The sequence below is a fragment of the Bifidobacterium pluvialisilvae genome, assembly GCF_019331695.1.
Taxonomy (GTDB): Bacteria; Actinomycetota; Actinomycetes; order Actinomycetales; family Bifidobacteriaceae; genus Galliscardovia; species Galliscardovia pluvialisilvae.
The window spans coordinates 84,033-101,262 of record NZ_JAHBBI010000009.1 but is presented as its reverse complement, the minus strand read 5'-3'; the positions used below and the strand labels follow the sequence as shown (position 1 = coordinate 101,262).

General features: G+C 61.0%; 12 protein-coding genes and 2 tRNA genes. 7 read left to right on the top strand and 7 right to left on the bottom strand.

Annotation, left to right across the window (positions count from 1 at the left end; genetic code table 11):
• Window positions 1-279: 279 nt before the first annotated feature.
• The gene (locus tag KIH77_RS08180; RefSeq protein WP_219100887.1) at window positions 280-2,049 is read right to left on the bottom strand and encodes a threonine/serine exporter family protein; all 1,770 of its coding nucleotides are present in this window, start codon (window positions 2,047-2,049) and stop codon (window positions 280-282) included.
• Between the two features lie 450 nt (window positions 2,050-2,499).
• On the opposite strand from KIH77_RS08180, the gene KIH77_RS08175 reads away from it, so the two are divergent.
• Window positions 2,500-5,265, top strand: coding sequence for a phosphoenolpyruvate carboxylase (locus KIH77_RS08175; RefSeq protein ID WP_219100827.1), 2,766 nt, complete (start codon window positions 2,500-2,502; stop codon window positions 5,263-5,265).
• Between the two features lie 145 nt (window positions 5,266-5,410).
• Here the strand turns inward: KIH77_RS08175 and fucP are convergent, their stop codons facing one another.
• From fucP to KIH77_RS08160, 3 genes are all read right to left on the bottom strand, one after another.
• Window positions 5,411-6,778 carry an L-fucose:H+ symporter permease gene (fucP, locus tag KIH77_RS08170; RefSeq protein WP_236024577.1) on the bottom strand — a complete coding sequence of 456 codons (1,368 nt, stop codon included), beginning with the start codon at window positions 6,776-6,778 and terminating at the stop codon, window positions 5,411-5,413.
• A gap of 85 nt (window positions 6,779-6,863) precedes the next feature.
• Window positions 6,864-8,096, bottom strand: a complete 1,233-nt coding sequence (locus tag KIH77_RS08165; protein WP_219100823.1) for an anhydro-N-acetylmuramic acid kinase — start codon at window positions 8,094-8,096, stop codon at window positions 6,864-6,866.
• 121 nt (window positions 8,097-8,217) lie between these two features.
• A complete protein-coding gene (locus tag KIH77_RS08160) occupies window positions 8,218-9,270 on the bottom strand; it encodes a LacI family DNA-binding transcriptional regulator (protein WP_219100821.1) in 1,053 nt (350 codons plus the stop codon).
• A gap of 238 nt (window positions 9,271-9,508) precedes the next feature.
• Between KIH77_RS08160 and KIH77_RS08155 the strand changes: the two genes are divergently transcribed.
• From KIH77_RS08155 to KIH77_RS08140, 4 genes are all read left to right on the top strand, one after another.
• Window positions 9,509-9,865 carry a hypothetical protein gene (locus KIH77_RS08155; RefSeq protein ID WP_219100819.1) on the top strand — a complete coding sequence of 119 codons (357 nt, stop codon included), beginning with the start codon at window positions 9,509-9,511 and terminating at the stop codon, window positions 9,863-9,865.
• A 165-nt stretch (window positions 9,866-10,030) separates the two neighbouring features.
• The gene (locus KIH77_RS08150; RefSeq protein WP_219100817.1) at window positions 10,031-10,633 is read left to right on the top strand and encodes a carbonic anhydrase; all 603 of its coding nucleotides are present in this window, start codon (window positions 10,031-10,033) and stop codon (window positions 10,631-10,633) included.
• A gap of 414 nt (window positions 10,634-11,047) precedes the next feature.
• A complete protein-coding gene (locus KIH77_RS08145; protein WP_219100815.1) occupies window positions 11,048-12,433 on the top strand; it encodes a hemolysin family protein in 1,386 nt (461 codons plus the stop codon).
• A gap of 253 nt (window positions 12,434-12,686) precedes the next feature.
• Complete coding sequence (locus KIH77_RS08140) at window positions 12,687-13,166, top strand: Dps family protein (RefSeq protein ID WP_219100813.1); 480 nt, start codon at window positions 12,687-12,689, stop codon at window positions 13,164-13,166.
• Window positions 13,167-13,345: 179 nt separating this feature from the next.
• Here the strand turns inward: KIH77_RS08140 and KIH77_RS08135 are convergent, their stop codons facing one another.
• Window positions 13,346-13,999 carry a M48 family metallopeptidase gene (locus KIH77_RS08135; protein ID WP_372445383.1) on the bottom strand — a complete coding sequence of 218 codons (654 nt, stop codon included), beginning with the start codon at window positions 13,997-13,999 and terminating at the stop codon, window positions 13,346-13,348.
• A 124-nt stretch (window positions 14,000-14,123) separates the two neighbouring features.
• Here KIH77_RS08135 and KIH77_RS08130 point away from each other — a divergent pair.
• Window positions 14,124-14,197: transfer RNA gene (locus KIH77_RS08130), tRNA-Ile, on the top strand.
• Window positions 14,198-14,269: 72 nt separating this feature from the next.
• A tRNA-Ala gene (locus KIH77_RS08125) sits at window positions 14,270-14,342 on the top strand.
• Window positions 14,343-14,656: 314 nt separating this feature from the next.
• Here the strand turns inward: KIH77_RS08125 and KIH77_RS08120 are convergent.
• Both KIH77_RS08120 and KIH77_RS08115 read right to left on the bottom strand, forming a co-directional pair.
• Window positions 14,657-15,853, bottom strand: coding sequence for a coiled-coil domain-containing protein (locus KIH77_RS08120; RefSeq protein ID WP_219100811.1), 1,197 nt, complete (start codon window positions 15,851-15,853; stop codon window positions 14,657-14,659).
• Window positions 15,854-16,003: 150 nt separating this feature from the next.
• Complete coding sequence (locus KIH77_RS08115) at window positions 16,004-17,008, bottom strand: AEC family transporter (protein ID WP_219100809.1); 1,005 nt, start codon at window positions 17,006-17,008, stop codon at window positions 16,004-16,006.
• Window positions 17,009-17,230 lie beyond the last annotated feature (222 nt).

The window sequence follows — 17,230 nt, the reverse complement described above, 5'->3', positions numbered from 1 at the left end:
TCCGCCTGCGGCGGACAGCCCCCGCCAGCGGGGGCGGGCCCAAGGCACTGCATCACCCTCCACACGAAAATCATCGGATAACGCGTGTGGCATCAAGACGCAGAACATAAAGGCGCACGAAGGTACGTCGAATGTTCTGCAACGCGGATGACACTCCGTTATCCGATGATTTGCAGAACAGTCCCATGATGTGTGCGGCCTCAAGGCACGGAAGACGAAGGCGTACAAAGGTACGTCGAGTCTTCCGTAACGCAGAGGACGCTCCATCAGGGGACTGTTCTAGATGTCGTAGCGCCAGGAGCGGTCAGTCACTACGCGCGCCATCGCGAGCCCGATGGGCAGGCAGATGATGACCATGAAGGCGCGGAAGGCCCAGTCGAGGGCGCTTTGGGTGTTGAACTGGCCGAGGTAGAACATGGCGCGGTACATGTACATTCCGGGGACCATGATGACGATGGAGGGGACGGTGAGGCATATTCTCGGGTAGCCGAGGTGCGGGGGGAGGATGCCGCGTCGGACGGCGGTGCGCCATGCGGCGGCGAGGAGTCCGGCGAGGAAGGCGCCGATGAAGGTGGCGACTTCGGGAGGCATGTTGAGCAGGTCGGTGAATTCGAGGCGTGTGGTGTCGGTGATGGCGCCGATGATGGCGGCAACAAGGCACATGCGCTGGGGGGAGTTGAACATGACGGAGAAGCCCCAGACCCCGATGAAGGCGAAGACGAATCGGAGGAGACCGGTGACCCAGACGTTGAGTCCTTGGGGTTCGAAGCCTTGGGGGTTGAGCATGACGATGCGGGCGACGGCCCAGCCTGCGAGGGTGGCCATGAGGATGATGGACAGGGCGTAGGCGAGTCGTTGGATGCCGGATGGGAAGTCGATTTTGGCGATGTCGAGGCCGCCGGTGATCAATGGGAAGCCTGGGATGACGAAGAGCATGGCGCCGATGTAGGCGGTGTCGTGGGCGAGGGCGATGGGGTCGTAGATGCCGATGAGTCGCAGCGTGCCGGTGCAGGCGAGCGCAGCGATGAAGACGGCGACGAAGGTGACGAAGAACTGGTTGAGGTGTTTGGCGAAGAGTTTGCGCCGCAGCCAGTGGCCGATGCCGGCGCCGACGAATGCGCCGGCCATGTCGTAGAGTCCGCCGCCGAGGAGGAAGACGAAGGATGCGCAGGCGAGCGCGGAGGCGAGTCCGGCGAAGGCGGGGGTGTAGAGCGGTTTGCGGTGTTCGATGAGGTCGAGACGCTTGTGGGCTTCGCGGACGGTGATGGGTTTGAAGTTGGGGTCGGAGGCGTTGGGAGCGAGTTTGCCGACGTGGTCGAAGTGCTGGGCGTATTTGCCTTTGGGCGGCTGGTGGTTGCGGACCTTGGGGGATTTGCGGGGTTTGCGCGCGGAGGTCGGGGCCGTGCCGTCATGGTTGGTGGTGTTTTTCGCGGGGTCGCTGGCGTGCATCTGCCTGACGATGGGGTCGTCGGCGTCGATGTCGCGTTGGCGGTCGAGTTCGTGGAGCCGCTCCGCTTTGGTGGTGGCCGTGGTGGTCTGCATGGGGGAGCCGTCGGGGACCGGTGCCGTATCGGAGACGGTGTCGGCCGTTCCCTCCTTGGCGAGTTTCTTCCTGAGGCGCAGTTCCTTGGCGGCTTTGGCGGAGACCTGGGAGACGTCTTTGGCGTCGAGGTTTTCGACGAGCTTGTCGGAGACCTCGAGTCCGCGGTTGTGGTAGACGGCGGAGTGGCCGAGGTTGACGCTGAACCAGTCGGCGAAGTGTTCGAGGAGCCAGATGCGTTCGGTGTTGACGCCGGTGGTGGGCAGGTCGATGACTTCGGTGACGCGGTTCTTGCCGTCGGTGCAGGAGGCTTCGATGTCGGTGAGGTTGACGTCGGCACGGACGTGCACGCCGACCGGGTAGGCGATGCGGTGCATCATCTGCCGTACGCGGAAGCTTCCGGTGCCGGCGCCGAGGTCGAGCATGCCGACGCGTACGATGACGCTGGTCTTGGCGGCGATGCCGGCTTCCATGACCGGCTTGTCGAGGTCGCGCTCGATGTCCTCCATGTCGAGGGGGATGGAATGAGTATGGTATTTCGTGACCTTTTCGACGCCTGCCGGAATGGCGGCGACGTGTTCTGATGCTGTGGCGTTCTTCTTCCCGAAAATCACTCTCCTATATTTACTCAGCGGTGAAGAATGATTTCGACGGAATAATTGCGAGGAATGTCAATATTTGGTCACGAATCAGCGGAATGACTGATTTTTCGTCACATATAACCTTTCACACGGTGTCCACGTTATGGAATATCAATATCTTTCGATTTTTTTCGCGATATTGCGCGGATTATCGGGAAAGTACGAAAACTGTTGGAAATAAAACACCCGAACCGGGCCCTACAATGAAGGGGCGTCTGTTCACCGGCTTTGGGTTTGGAACGGTCGGCCGTCATAACTACGGAGGAGCCGTAGAAAGCCGATAGACGAACAACCGGTGACGAGGCTAAGGAGGTCTGGATGACATCAACAGACGAAACGATCAAAGCCGCGGATTCGGGCATCATCAGCACCGGAACCGGCACGAAAGGCCCTGAGGAGCAGGGTCTTCCCGCCGATCTTCGCGGCAACATGGATCTGTTCCTGCGTCTGCTGCGAACGGTGTTGAACGAGTATGACGAACATCTGCTCGAGAAGTTCGACACGTTGCTGGATTACGCCAATGAGGCGACCAGCGAGGAGTTCGGCGGCAAGGGACTGGGATATGAGGATCCCGATCCGGAACAGGCCGGTTTCGACAAGGCCGTGAAGCTTATCGATTCGGTTTCCGTGGATGATGCGACGCTGCTGGCGCGCGCGTTCGCGACCTATTTCCATCTGGCGAATCTGAGCGAGGAGAACTACCGCGTTTCCGTGCTGCGCAAGCGCGAGAAGGAAGTCCCGCTGAACGCCGCCACCGATCCGATCAACGAGATGACCGGCGCCTACAAGCGCATCATTTCCGAGGTCGGTCCGGCCCAGGCGCAGAAGCTGCTCGACAAGCTGGAGTTCCATCCGGTGTTCACCGCCCACCCGACCGAGGCCCGTCGTAAGGCCGTCGAGGGCAAGATCCGCCGTATTGCAGAGCTTTTGGAGGAGCGCCCCGCGTTGGGCGGCTCCGATCTGGCGGAGAACGAGCGCAAGATGCTCAACGAGATCGACGCGATGTTCCGCACGTCGCCGATCGCGCTGAAGAAGCCGACGCCGGTCGAGGAGGCCGATACGATCCTCGACATCTTCGACAACACGCTGTTCGACACCGTGCCGAAGGTGTACCGCCGTTTCGACGACTGGGTGCTGGGCGACAACGCGGGCAAGGTCCCGCCGGTGTGCCCCGCGTTCTTCCATCCGGGCAGCTGGATCGGTTCCGACCGTGACGGCAACCCGAACGTGACCGCGAAGGTGAGCCGCCAGGTGGCCCGCAAGTTCTCCGATCACGTGATCGCCAAGCTGGAGGAGGCCACCCGCGAGGTCGGCCGCAATCTGACGCTGGAATCCAAGGACACCAAGCCGTGCACCGGCCTGCTGGACCTGTGGAGCCATCAGCGCGAGATGAGCGAGCGTCTGACCGCGAAGGCCGAGCTGATCTCCACCAAGGAGCCGCATCGCGCGGTCATGCTGGTGATCGCCGACCGTCTGCACGCCACCATCGTGCGCGACCATGATCTGATGTACCACTCCTGCGAGGACTACATCGCCGATCTGAAGACCGTGCAGAAGTCGCTGGCCGACGCCGGTGCGCCGCGTGCCGCCTACGGTCCGATGCAGACGCTGATCTGGCAGGCCGAGACGTTCGGCTTCCACATGGTCGAGATGGAGTTCCGTCAGCACTCCGTCGTGCATTCCCGTGCCCTGGACGACATCCGCGAGCATGGCCTGCATGGCGAGCGCGGCGAACTGCAGCCGATGACCCGCGAGGTGCTCGACACGTTCCGCGCGCTTGGTTCCATCCAGCGCCGCAACGGTCTGAAGGCCGCCCGCCGCTACATCATCTCGTTCACCAAGTCCGCGCAGAACATCAAGGACGTGTACGAGCTCAACCGTCTGGCGTTCTCCCACCCGGAGGATGTGCCGACCATCGACGTGATCCCGCTGTTCGAGCAGCTTGAGGATCTGCAGAACTGCGTCGGCGTGCTCGACGGCATGCTGCGCATCCCGGAGGTTCAGGCCCGTCTGAAGGCCACGAACCGCAAGATGGAGGTCATGCTCGGCTACTCCGATTCGTCGAAGGACGCCGGTCCGACCACCGCAACGCTGGCCCTGCATGAGGCCGAGGCGCGCGTGGTCGCTTGGGCCGAGGCCAACGACATCGACCTGACGCTGTTCCACGGCCGTGGCGGCGCCGTCGGCCGTGGCGGTGGCCCCGCCAACCGCGCCGTGCTGGCCCAGCCGCGTGGCTCCGTGAACTGCCGCTTCAAGCTCACCGAGCAGGGCGAGGTCATCTTCGCCCGTTACGGCAACCCGATCCTGGCCGTGCGCCACATCGAGTCCGTGGCTTCGGCGACGCTGCTGCAGTCCGCCCCGAGCGTCGAGAAGACGAACACGGAGATGACCGCGAAGTACGCCGACATGACCAAGCAGCTGGATGACGCGTCGCACGCACGATTCCTCGATCTGCTGAACACGCCGGACTTCGCCCCGTGGTTCTCCATCGTCACGCCGCTCACCGAGGTCGGTCTGCTGCCGATCGGCTCCCGTCCGGCCAAGCGCGGCCTCGGCGCGAAGTCGCTCGACGACCTGCGTACGATTCCGTGGGTGTTCTCCTGGGCCCAGGCGCGAATCAACCTCGCCGCCTGGTATGGCCTCGGTTCCGCCTGCGAGCAGTTCGGCGACCTCAAGACCATGCGCGAGGCGTATGAGGAGTGGCCGCTGTTCAGCACCTTCATCGACAACATCGAGATGTCGCTCGCGAAGACCGACGAACGCATCGCCAAGCTGTATCTGGCGCTCGGCGACCGTGACGACCTGCGCGACAAGGTGCTGCACGAGATGGAGCTCACCCGCAAGTGGGTGCTCAAGATCGTGGGCGACGAGTGGCCGCTGCAGCACCGTCACGTGCTCGGCCAGGCCATCCGCATCCGCTCGCCGTACGTGAACGCCCTGTCGGTCACGCAGGTGCGCGCGCTGCGTTCGGTCCGCCGTCGCGACGAGAAGAACGAGTTGAGCGAGTCCCAGACCGCCGACTTCATCTATCTCATCCTCTGCACCGTGTCCGGTGTCGCCGCCGGCCTGCAGAACACGGGCTGATTTTCGGCTACCCGCATTGCCTTGTGCGTCTTGGCGCATGGGAAAGGCCCCGATTCGTTGCATTCGCACGAATCGGGGCCTTTCCCATATGTGCTGGGTGTTTGCGGGGTATATATATATCGGGAGATTTCCTGTGCTGACTACGCTAGTCCGCAATCGCGTATTCCGCGGCGGAGGCGTGCTCCAGTTCGCGCTGCTGCTTCGGTGTGAGCTTGTCGTGACTCATCTCGATGAGGAAGTAGAGGCCCACGACGGCCAGTTCGGCGGCTGGCAGCGCAAAGGACGTATGCATACCGAAGGCGTCGGAGATGGCACCTTGCACGGCCGGCATCACGGCTCCGCCGATCAGCGCCATCACGATGATCGCTCCAGCGGTTTCGGTGTAGCGACGATCCTTCACCGTTCCCAGAATGTGCGCGTACGTGGTGGGCCAGCCGGGGCCAAGGAAGAAACTCGCACATACGATAAGCCAGACCGCGAGCGTACCTTGGGCAAGCAGTCCCGCGGCGATGAAACCGGCACCCAGCAGCATGTATGAGGCTAGTACACGGGTCTCACGGAACCGGGTCAGCAGCGAGCTGGCGATCAGACGTCCGACGAAGAACGCCGCATAGCTGATGATCATGAAGTTCGACGAGTCACGGTCGCTCAGTCCCGGATTCAGTTCCAATGCGAGTCGAATGGTGAACGACCAGACACCGATCTGCGCACCCACGAATAGGAACTGCGCCGCAATGCCGGTCATGTACCGTCGATTGCGTACCAGGTGGGACAACGTCTCGCCGAGCGGCGCGGACTGCACCTTGCCTTCGTCGTTGTGTACGCGGCAGCGGGGGAACTTCGTGATGGCGAACAGCACCAGCAGCACGGCAAGCATGATCAGGAACCACTTGTATGGCTCCAGTGTGCGCCCCAGCTGTGCGATGCCATAGGCCCGAGCCTGCTCCGGAGGCATCGCGGCCATCTCCTCCTTGAGATTCGAATCCTGGAACACGAGATACTTACCCATCAGGATGCCGATGATCAGTCCCATGGCGTTGAACATCTGCGCAATGTTCAGGCGCAGCGTGCCCAATCGTTTCGGCCCCATCACCGTCGCATAGGTGTCGGATGATGTTTCGATGCAGCTCAGGCCGATGGCCTCCACAAAGATCGCGAAGAGGAACAGCTCGTAGGTCACGATGCTGGACGCAGGAAAGAACAGCAGGCAGCCCGCGCCGAACACGGCGAGACCGGTCATGATGCCGACCTTGTAACTGGTCTTCTTCAGGAACAGCGATACGGGAACGGCCATGATGAAGTATCCGCCGTAGAAGGCGCTTTGCACGAAGGCGGTGGCCAGATCGCTCAGCTCGAACACGGCCTTGAACTGGGTGATGAGGATGTCGTTCAGGCTTGATGCCGCGCCCCAGATGGCGAACATCAGCGAAGTAAGTACGAATTGCAGAATGGGGGTGCGGTCCAGATATCCGTTCGGCTGCTCGGCCCAGGACGCTTTTCTTATAGAGAGCATGTCAATCTCCAATGACGATGATGCAGCGGAATGCAATAACGGCGTCGATGGCAGTCCGTCTTTGGACTCCATCGACGCCGCGCGCTCACAGGGAGGCGCCGCCCGCGATGTGACGCGGGGCGAGGGCGATCTTGCCGAGGATGGAATACTGCGACGCATGGCCTGCTGCGGGAATATTGCCCGGCATGCAGTTGATGGTGGAGTAGGCGATCGTGGCGAACTTCACCGCCTCCTTGTATTCCGGCGGAATGCCGAGTTCGGCGGAGGTGGTCAGGCGGATGTTGGCGGGGATGCGTTCCTGGATCTCCTTCATGATTCTCGGGTTGCGCACACCACCGCCGGACGCGTACAGGGTATCGGTCTGTGCGATGACGTCGGCCGGAACATTGTCGACCATGCTCTTGGCGACGGCTTCGCCGGTGAAGGCGCAGGCCGTGGCCAAGATGTCGTTAACCGACAGATGACCGAAACGTTCCAGCACCTCGTCGATGTAGGCGTCATCGTAGTCGGCGATCCAGCCGGAACGCGGGACGGGACGATCGAAGAACGGATGATGCATGAAGAAGTCGAGCATTTCGGCATCGACGTTGCCGGCCATGGCGAGTTCAGCGTCCTTGTCATATTCCTTGCCGATCAGCTTGCGGCACAGGGAGTTGGAGATGGTGTTGCCGGGGCCGGTGTCGAAGCCGAACATCTTGGACTTGTCCTTCATGGCCACATGCAGGTTGGCGATGCCGCCGATGTTCAGCGTCATGGTGGGCTTGTCGGAGCCGCGGAACAGAATCCAGTCGAGATACGGCATCAGCGGAGCCGCCGCGCCGCCCCACACATGGTCGGCCGGGCGGAAATGCGTCACCGTGTCGATGTTGAGCAGGTTGGCGATCACTGAGGTGTCGCCCATCTGGGTGCCTGCCGGGTATGGGCCGTTCAGCCAGCGGTGGACCCAGTCGGCCTTCTCCACATCGCTCATCGCGGCGATGCGGTCATGCTCGGGCTGCTCCTGGTAGATGGTCTGCGTATCGAGGCCGAGGACCTTGACGTCCAGAGGATTGATGTCGTTCTCCTCCATGAACTGCTTGCCCTTTTCGGCGAATACGGCACCGCAGATGTAATTCAGACGGTTGAGACCGACCATATCGACTTTGTTGTCGAAGGCGCCGCGCACCAGAGGAACGACCTCCTCCGGCCAGTCATACGAACCGCCCTTGAGGAACTTCGGAGGCTTGGGGAAGCCGTCTTCGTCCCGTTCGATCTCGGCGAGGATCACGTCGATGCCGTCGAACGACGAGCCGCTGTTCATGCCCATGATCAGATCCATTTGGTATGCTCCTTATGTGAAATCGCTTTGTCAGAGAAGTTGATTTTGTTGTATTCGCTTTCCGAGGCAAGCCGTGAAGCCGCAAACTTCGCTTGCCGCGGGAGGCGTTTTTTGTTGGCCGTCATGCAGTCTTGCAGCGACCGCATGAACGTCTGTCGATCAGCTGTGCAGGGAACACGGACACCGTCGCCTCGTGCTCCGCATGATTCGATTGCTTGCCGTCGCCGGCCAGCAGCCTGCGCACGGCCTCCTTGCCCATCAGTTCGACCTGTTGGTCCACGGTGGTGATGCCCATCAGCACGTTGAGCATGTCGTCGTCCCATGAGACCAGCGAAATGTCATCTCCTAGGGAGAGACCGCGTTCGTCGAGTTCCTGAATCACCCCGGCGCACAGGTCGTTGTACATGACGTACAGGGCCGTGCAGCCTCGGTCCAGCAGCTCGGCCGTCGCCTCGCGGGACAGACGGGCGAGTCCCTGCGCCGAATCATCGTCCACGGGAGGCTGGATGAATCGAATCAAATCCTCGTCGTATCGGATGCCGTGCTGCTCGCACATTCGCCGATATCCGTCGATGCGTTCCATCACCGAGACGGAACGGTTCACTGTCATCACGCCGATGGACCGGTGGCCGAGATCCAGCAGCTTCCGTATGGCCTCGCTTGAGGCATCCACGTTGTCGCTGCAGATGACGTCGCTGTCCAAGCCGACGATCGTGCGGTCGACGAACACCATCGGCATATCGCCCCGATACAGATCGAGATACTGTGTATCGATCTGTGACACGTTGCGCGCCGACGACATCACGATCACGCCTTCGACCTGACGCGAGCTCATGGAACGCATGTGCCGCAGCTCGGTCTCGACGTTCTCGTGGGTGTTGCAGATGATGACATCGTAGCCGAATGCGCTGGCTTCGCTTTCCACCGCATGAATCAGCCGATTGCAGTAGTTGTTGCGGATGCTGGGAAGGATGATGGCCAGCGTCTTCATGCCCTTGCCCCGCAACCCCTTTGCCGCCATATTGGGAATGTAATTGAGAATACGCGCGGCTTCCTCCACGCTTGCACGGGATTTCTTGGACGCGCTTCCATAACCGCCCATGACGCGGGCCGCAGTGGCCCGCGAGACGCCGGCCAGCTTAGCAACATCATCGATGGTAACCGCTCGACTCATAATCACACCTTCCAATACACTGAGAACGATATCAATTATATGCCCGGCAACCTCCTTTGCACCGCACGGAAACGACGCGACATAGCGTCATTCTTCAATCGGCGGAGTGGAACAAGCCCATGAAAATACTTACTTTTCGTTATTATTATGCAAATCACGTCACAGTGAACCGCACATAAAGCAGTAAGACGCTCTGGCGCATCTTCTGTCCGCATCAAGTTTGATATCGTTCTCAAACTTGATGCTGATATCATATATCCAACATTCAACAACCATCAACCTGCGCGTGTCGCATTTTTTTCTTCGCAATCATATACAAAGAAAAACGTTGAAAAATAAAGGAAATCGACGCATTGAAAGCCCTTATCGACAGGGGAGAAACGGCGGAATCAAACGAAGTGACATTCATAAAACCTTGATTGAGATTGTTCTCAACGTAACAGCAGTGCAAAACGACTTTTCGGATGGTGTGCGAATGCCAGTGGCTCTGGTCCACTGCCTTTTGTACAGCGGGGGCTGCCGAGAATCACTCGGCAGCCTTTTGCTTTCCCGTCATCAGCCAATCGAAAACTACACTGGGGAATCGATAGCTTAGACCAATCGGGAGGGATGCGAATCAGTCTTGCATATGGGGGAACGAGTCGAAGACCTTCCCATACACGGGCTACCCAGTTCACGAATCGCGAGATACCCGCGAAATTAACGTTCACAACACCCGTATCTCGCGATTCGTGAATTACACATCCATGAAAGGAACACCATGACCACACAAACCACATGGAACCGGCTCATTAACGACAACCGACGGTTTGCTGCGGGGAATGCCGAACATCCGCATCAGGACCGCGTCACCCGCGAATCGCTCGTCGCCGGCCAGCATCCCAAAGCGGCCGTGCTGTCCTGCTCGGATTCGCGGGCGACCCCGGAAATCGTCTTCGACCAAGGGCTCGGCGACCTGTTCGACATCCGCACGGCCGGCGAGGTCGTCGACGACGCCGTACTCGAATCATTGGAATACGCCGTCGAACACCTGCACGTCCGTCTGATCGTCGTCATGGGGCATGAGCACTGCGGTGCCGTGGCAGCCGCGATGGAGACGCTCGCCGACGGGAACGATGGCGCCGACGACGACAGCTCCCGCTCGATGCTTATGCGCAAGGTCGGGGCGTCCGTCCGGCTCGCGTTCGCGGACGATAGCGATGCGACCGCCGATGACGTGGAACGCGTCCACGTGGCACGGACCATCGAGGAGATCACCAACGGTTCGACGACGATTCGCGACGCCGTACGTTCCGGCGAAGTCGCCATCGTCGGCGCACGGTACCGGCTCGGCGACGGCACGGTGGAGGTGCTGCCGCTGTAGCCCGGGCCCAACCACCCTCAGTCAGGCTGCGCCTGACAGCTCCCGCCAGCGGGAGCGGAAGCCCTCCCGTCATCCCGCGTTACGGACTGCTCTCCGTCATCCTGAGCGAAGCCGCTTACGGTCTGCTCCTTGTCATCCTGAGCGAAGCCGTTTACGGCGGAGTCGAAGGATCTTGAACTCGACCGGGGCAAAAGATCCTTCGACTCCGGGCTACGCCCTCCGCTCAGGATGACAGGGGAATAACGCTACGCCCTTCGCTCAGGATGACAGTGGGGGTAGCGCTACGCCCTTCGCTCAGGATGACAGTGGGGGTAGCGCTGCACCCTCCGCTCAGGATGACAAGGAGGATAACGCCACGCCCCTCGCTCAGGGTGACGGGGAATATCAGTAAGGGGTCTCGGATAGTGTGGAATCATGTCACTAGGCCTGAACGTACTGCTGATTTTCGTTTTCCTGCTGCTCGGAAGCATCTTCGCCGGCACCGAACTGGCGCTGGTTTCGCTGCGAGGGTCGCAAATCGATCAGATGGAACAGGAGGACGTGCGCGGCGCCCGCGTGGCAAAAATCGCCCGCGACCCGAACACCTTCCTCTCCACCGTGCAGATCGGCGTCACGCTCTGCGGTTTTCTTTCGGCATCGTTCGGCGAATCCTCCATCTCGCCGTTCATCGTGCCCGTGGTCGAGGGATGGGGCGTGCCCACGCGCATCGCGGCACCGCTGACCACCATCGTGCTCACGCTCATCATCTCCTACTGCTCCATCGTCATCTCGGAGATGGTGCCCAAGCGCATCGCCATGCAGAGGACCGAGGCGATCGCCCGTGCCGTCGTGCCAGCCATCGACGTGTTCGCGACCATCTGCCGCCCCATCATCTGGCTGATCGGCAAGAACACGAACGGCATCGTACGTCTGCTCGGATTCGATCCGAACGAGACCGAATCCGAGGTCAGCGACGACGAATTGCGCGTGCTCGTCTCGTCGAACACCAACCTCAGCAAGGACGAGCGCGTGATTCTCGACGACGTGTTCGACGCCTCCGAAACCATCGTCGCGGAGGTCATGCGGCCGCGTGCCGACGTCGTCTTCATCGACGGCGACATGAGCATCGAGGACGCCGCCGATTTCGTGCGCGACAAGCCGTACTCGCGTTATCCGGTCACCGGCAAGGACTTCGACGACGTGCTCGGCTTCGTGCACGTGCGCGACCTGCTCGACGTCCGCAACAGGCAGGCGAAGACCGTGGCCGACGTCACGCGCGAGGGCATCTCGCTGCCCGGCACATCGAAACTGCTGCCCAGCCTGTCGCTGCTGCGCAAGCGCGGCATCCACCTAGCCATCGTCATCGACGAATACGGCGGCACCGACGGCATCGTCACGCTCGAGGACATGACCGAGGAGCTCGTCGGCGACATCCGCGACGAATACGATCTGCCCACCGAGCCCGGCGGCATGAAGCCCGGTTCGGCGTTCGTAGGCGGCGTCGCGCGCATCGACGGCGGCATGACCATCGAGGACTTCGACGAACTCACCGGCATCGAACTCGAGGATGGACCGTATGAGACCGTCGCCGGCTATTTCCTCGCCAAAACCGGCGAAATGGGCAAGGTCGGCGCGGTGCTGCATTCCGACGACGGATACGACATGGTCATCACCGAAGTGGACGGCCGACGCATCCAGACGATCGAGGTGCGTCGCAGCGGCGCGAACCCGCCGGCCGAAAGCGGCGAAGCTGGCAACGCAGATGCCGACACGGACCATATCGCGAAGGCGAAGGACAAATCGGTCGACGACCCGTCATGACGTCGGCCCCGGCATGCGCCACCGTAATCAGCGAATCCGATGGCCATGACTGTCACGACTCGCCCAAGCGCCGCGGATTGCACCGTTCACAACGTTGCAATCCGCGGCGCGGCATTTCTGCGCTGTGCGCTGAACGATTCCGACGGCCTCCGCTTCTAGAATGGAGACACCAGACACCGGCGGTATCAATGCCAATGCCATCGCCGGATTTGCATACGGTAAGAAGACCGATCAACCAGGAAAGAAGACCATCATGACTCTGAAATTCACCGTTCCGGGACTCAGCGAGGAGCAGGCCGAGAAGACCATCGCCATTCTGCAGAACCGTCTCAGCCAGGAGCAGGAGGCGGCCCTCGTGCTCAAGCACGCCCACTGGAACGTGCAGGGCCCGAACTTCATCGCCGTGCACGAGATGATCGACCCGCAGGTCGAGGTCGTGCTCGGCCAGGCCGACGAGACCGCCGAACGCATCGCCACGCTGGGCGGCGCCCCCGACGGCACGCCCGACGCCATCGTGCGCAACCGCTCGTGGAAGGGCCTCGATCTCAAGGGCCGCGCCTCCACCGAGGACTACATCAAGGCGCTCATCGACTACTACGACGTGTTCATCACCGACGACCGCAAGGCCATTGCCGAACTGGACGAGCTCGACGTCGTCAGCTCCAACATCATCCAGGACCACGTGCAGGCGCTGGAGCTGTTCCAGTGGTTCCTGCGCAGCCACATCGCGTAACTGCACTGGAATCGCACGGGGATCTTCCCCGTTCCGGCCTTTTTCAAGGGCAAACAGCGAGTTGTGGGTGTTCGATGGACGAAACCGGCGTTTTTACTCGCCGAGATCGTTGCAATTCCGGTAGCGATGAATCGATATCGGAAAAACAAACACCCACAACTCGCGTTTTCTATGTTTTCCTATACCAGCTGGTTCAGTTCGCAGCGCAGACGCTTCCATTCGGGAAGATATTGCGTCATACGGCGCTGGAACCCCTCGCCGTGGCCGCGCTCCCACAGATGCGTCAGCTCATGGACGAGCACGTATTCGAGATACACCTCCGGGAGGAACGCCAGTTCGAGGTTGATGCGAATCCGACCCGTGGACGGTGTGCACGACCCCCATCGCGTGCTCATGCGGCGCAGCGAGATGTTCGTCGGCACCTTGCCCACGATCGGCACCCAGTACAACAGCATCTGTGAAATACGCTCATTGAGGATGCGCTTGGCCTCGCGCTTGCGCTCATCGCTCCACGGCTGTTTAAGCGGGGACTGAGCGTCGGCGTCGATGACGTTACGTCGCGTGGCTTCAATCCATTCCCGACGGGCGTGCACGAACCGGGCGATGGAGGCACGACTCAGCCGCTTGGGGGCTGTTATCTCGATGCGACCGTCCGGCGGCTTGATGCGCAGATACATGTTCTTGACGGTCTTGCGCGTCACGGTGACTTTCAACCCCTCGATATCCAGGACCTCCACCGACAGGGTCCGTGCACGGCCGCGGGATGGCGCACGTCGCGTGGCACCGGACCGTGTTCGGCCGCCTGATGGGGGAGTGCGCGCTGGTTCGTTCATGCCCAACATCTTGCCCCGACGGGACGATAAGGAACGCTCTCCTTCAACGCGACACGCCGATTAGACAGAATTCCCATCGCTCGCTAATATAAACACTTGTGCGTTTGAGAAAGCGCAACGAGTTGGGCCCGTAGCTCAGGTGGTTAGAGCGCATCCCTGATAAGGATGAGGTCGGAGGTTCAAGTCCTCCCGGGCCCACACAGAGAAGAACACAGCGGCTTTTCGAGCCGCTTTTTTTCTCTCCGAATAAGGCTGGAAACATGCCCGAACGGGGCATTGGCGCAGCTGGTAGCGCATCTGCTTTGCAAGCAGAGGGTCACCGGTTCGAACCCGGTATGCTCCACCCGTTACATCCTCGGAATCACGACGATTCCGAGGGTTTTTGTTTATCACCGCCAAGAGGCAAATTTAGGCCGTTTTAGGCCGTTTTCATCACAGCTAATCGCACGGGTGATGCAGGGCCGCTAATTAGGCATTAGACAACCCTCAGCCGGCTTTTGATGTCATCCTGGGCGGAGCCGCCTGCGACGGAGTCGAAGGATCTTGACACCGACCGGGGAAGATCCTTCGACTCCGGGCTTCGCCCTCCGCTCAAGATGACACAGGAAGAAACCCACTCACGACGACACAGCAGGAGACCGAACGCCCCCAGCGACCTCAGCCCTTGAACATGAGGGTGCCGATACCGCCCATGCTGTTGGGATTGTCCTCCATCTGGATCTTCGGGGTGTTCGTCGGATCGGTGATGCCGGCCGGCGCCAGGAACTCGGGCGTCATGGTGGCCTGCAGCGGCGCGTAGGAGCCGGCGGGGTAGTAGGTCAGCTTGCTGCCGTCGGATGTGCGCCATGAGAAACGTCCGCTGCCGAGGTCCTGATATGAACCGGCCACGTACTGCGAGGCAGGCCAACCTCCTTCGCCGCTGCCGATATTGCAACCGGCGTCGATGACCGGCCCGCCGCCCGAGTTCGCCGGCGCATAGATGCCGACGATGGCCGAGCAGCGTGACTTGTCCGCCGCGGCCTCTTGTGCCTTCTTGTCGGCCGCCGCCTTTTCTCGAACGCTGGTGTTCACGGCGTCGATGGACGTCTGTATGCCCTGCGTCTTGGATTTCAGTGAGGATAACGCCGAGGAATCCGCCGACGTCGACGATGACAGGACCTTCTTCGCGTCCGCGATCTGGTCTTCCAATATGCCACGGCTGCGATCGTCGTCCTTGACCTTGCCGTCGGACGATTTCAGCAGCTTCTCCGCAATGGCGATCTGCTTCTGCAATGCCGCCTTGGCGTCGCTCAGCGTCTTCGCATCCTTGCTTGCCGAGACCGCTTTCACGGCCTTGTCGAGCGCCGTCGTGGACGTGTTCAGCTTGTCGAGCGAGGTTTTCGCCGAATCGGCCGCCGACCGCAGATCCTTGGCCGAGGTGTCGTCGCCGCATTGCGGCAGTGCAGACGTCACGTCGACATCGCTGATGGCCGTTTGCAGCGTCGTCAGCGTCTTTGCGTCCGCCAGCGATTTGGCATCGGTTTTGGCCGTCTCCTTGGCCTTGTCAAGCTTGGATTTCGTGGTTTCCTGCGCGGAGGCGAGCGCGTTGACCTGGGTCTTGCAGTCGTCCAACGCACTGGCCTGCGAACGCGAGTCGACGATCCGCCATCCGATGATGGCGCCGACGATGACGATCACCGCCACGATTATCGCGATGATGATGCCGACGCGTTTCCTGCCTGGCTTGGATTTGCCGGATTTGACGCCCTTGTCACCGGAACCGGCTGAACCGCCGGAGTCGACCGAACCGCCGATTCCGCTTCCCGGCATGGGAACCGGCCCGGGATCGTTCCTCTTCGTCGAATCACCGTTCATTATTCCCCTCCTCTTCTCCGTACGACCTTGTATGAAACTAGATTACCAAGGCAAGAAGAAGAGGGGAGGGGGTGTATCATGTCTCGCTCCGCAGGAACCGCGCGCAACAACCGAAATCGCGCAACAACCGAACTTACGCGACAACCGGACTCACGCGGGGATGACGATGTTCGCGACGGTCATGGCGATCAGTCCCAGCACGCCTGTCGAAGCCAGGCACAGGCCGGCGAGCTTCGCGTTACCGAGCACGCGGTCGGTGAACAGGGTGGAGAACACGCCCACGGGCGCGAAGCATACGAAGATCACGGCCTTGCGCACCCACGGGTCGACGGGCAGGATGAACCATGCGGCAGCGGAGAGGATGAACGCAAACGCCCATCGCCAGACAATCACCGTGGCCAACGGCTTGACCTCCTTCATGCCGTTGGGCAGGTCCATGAGCATGCCGACCATGAACATGGAGCAGAAGGCGTTGGCGCTGGCCAAAGGCTGCAGGACAGTGCCGACGATCGGGGGAATGGTGACGTGCGCGACCATGAACACGAGCATGAGCATGTAGGTCATGAACGCGGCCGAACTGTAGAAGTTCCGTGCGATGCGCCGGAAGCTCGCCCATCGTTGGAGTCGCCGCGCGTCCTTGTCCTGGATCTTGCGCGGCGGCTTGGGACCGAGCGGCTGCGCCTGCTGTTCGGGGGTGAGGGGATGGGTGTCGTCGATGCGCAGCAGTTGCGTGGTCACGGCGTTCATGCCGGCCGACATCATGACGGAGTTGCCGATGTCGAACATGACGACCGCCACGGCGGCGGCCGGCCCCATGAGCGCCTGGACGACGGGCATGGCGAAGCAGCCGATGTTGAATCCGGAACCGTTGAGCATGTAGTAGGCGCGGTTGCCGAGCGGCGTCCTCTTGGTGCACAGGTAGATCACGAGGATGGGGATCAGAGCGGCGAGGAATCCGAACAATGCCACCCACAGCAGGCTCATGTCGTGTTTGCCGTTGACGAACGAGTTGATCACGGCGGCGGGCAGCAGCAGGTTGAAGACGATCTTCTGCATGATGCGGTAATCGTCGGTCTTGCACCATCCGATGCGTTTGAAGCCGTATCCCAGCAGGATGATGCATAGGAACACGACCGGCTCGATGATCTTGTCCATTCAGTCGCTCTCTTCTGTCTTGTCGGGGTCGTCGTGGCTGCGGGCGGTTGCGGCGCCGTCGTCGTTGACCTTCCAGCACGACGACCGTCGTACGTCGTAACGGTTATACCGTATATCGTCTCGTCGAGAACGTCATGGCATTGGCCATGGTTTTCAGGATGATGTCGAAGACGACGCTGCCGAAGATGCCGATGTTACGGAATCGTCACGATTTGCCCAGAG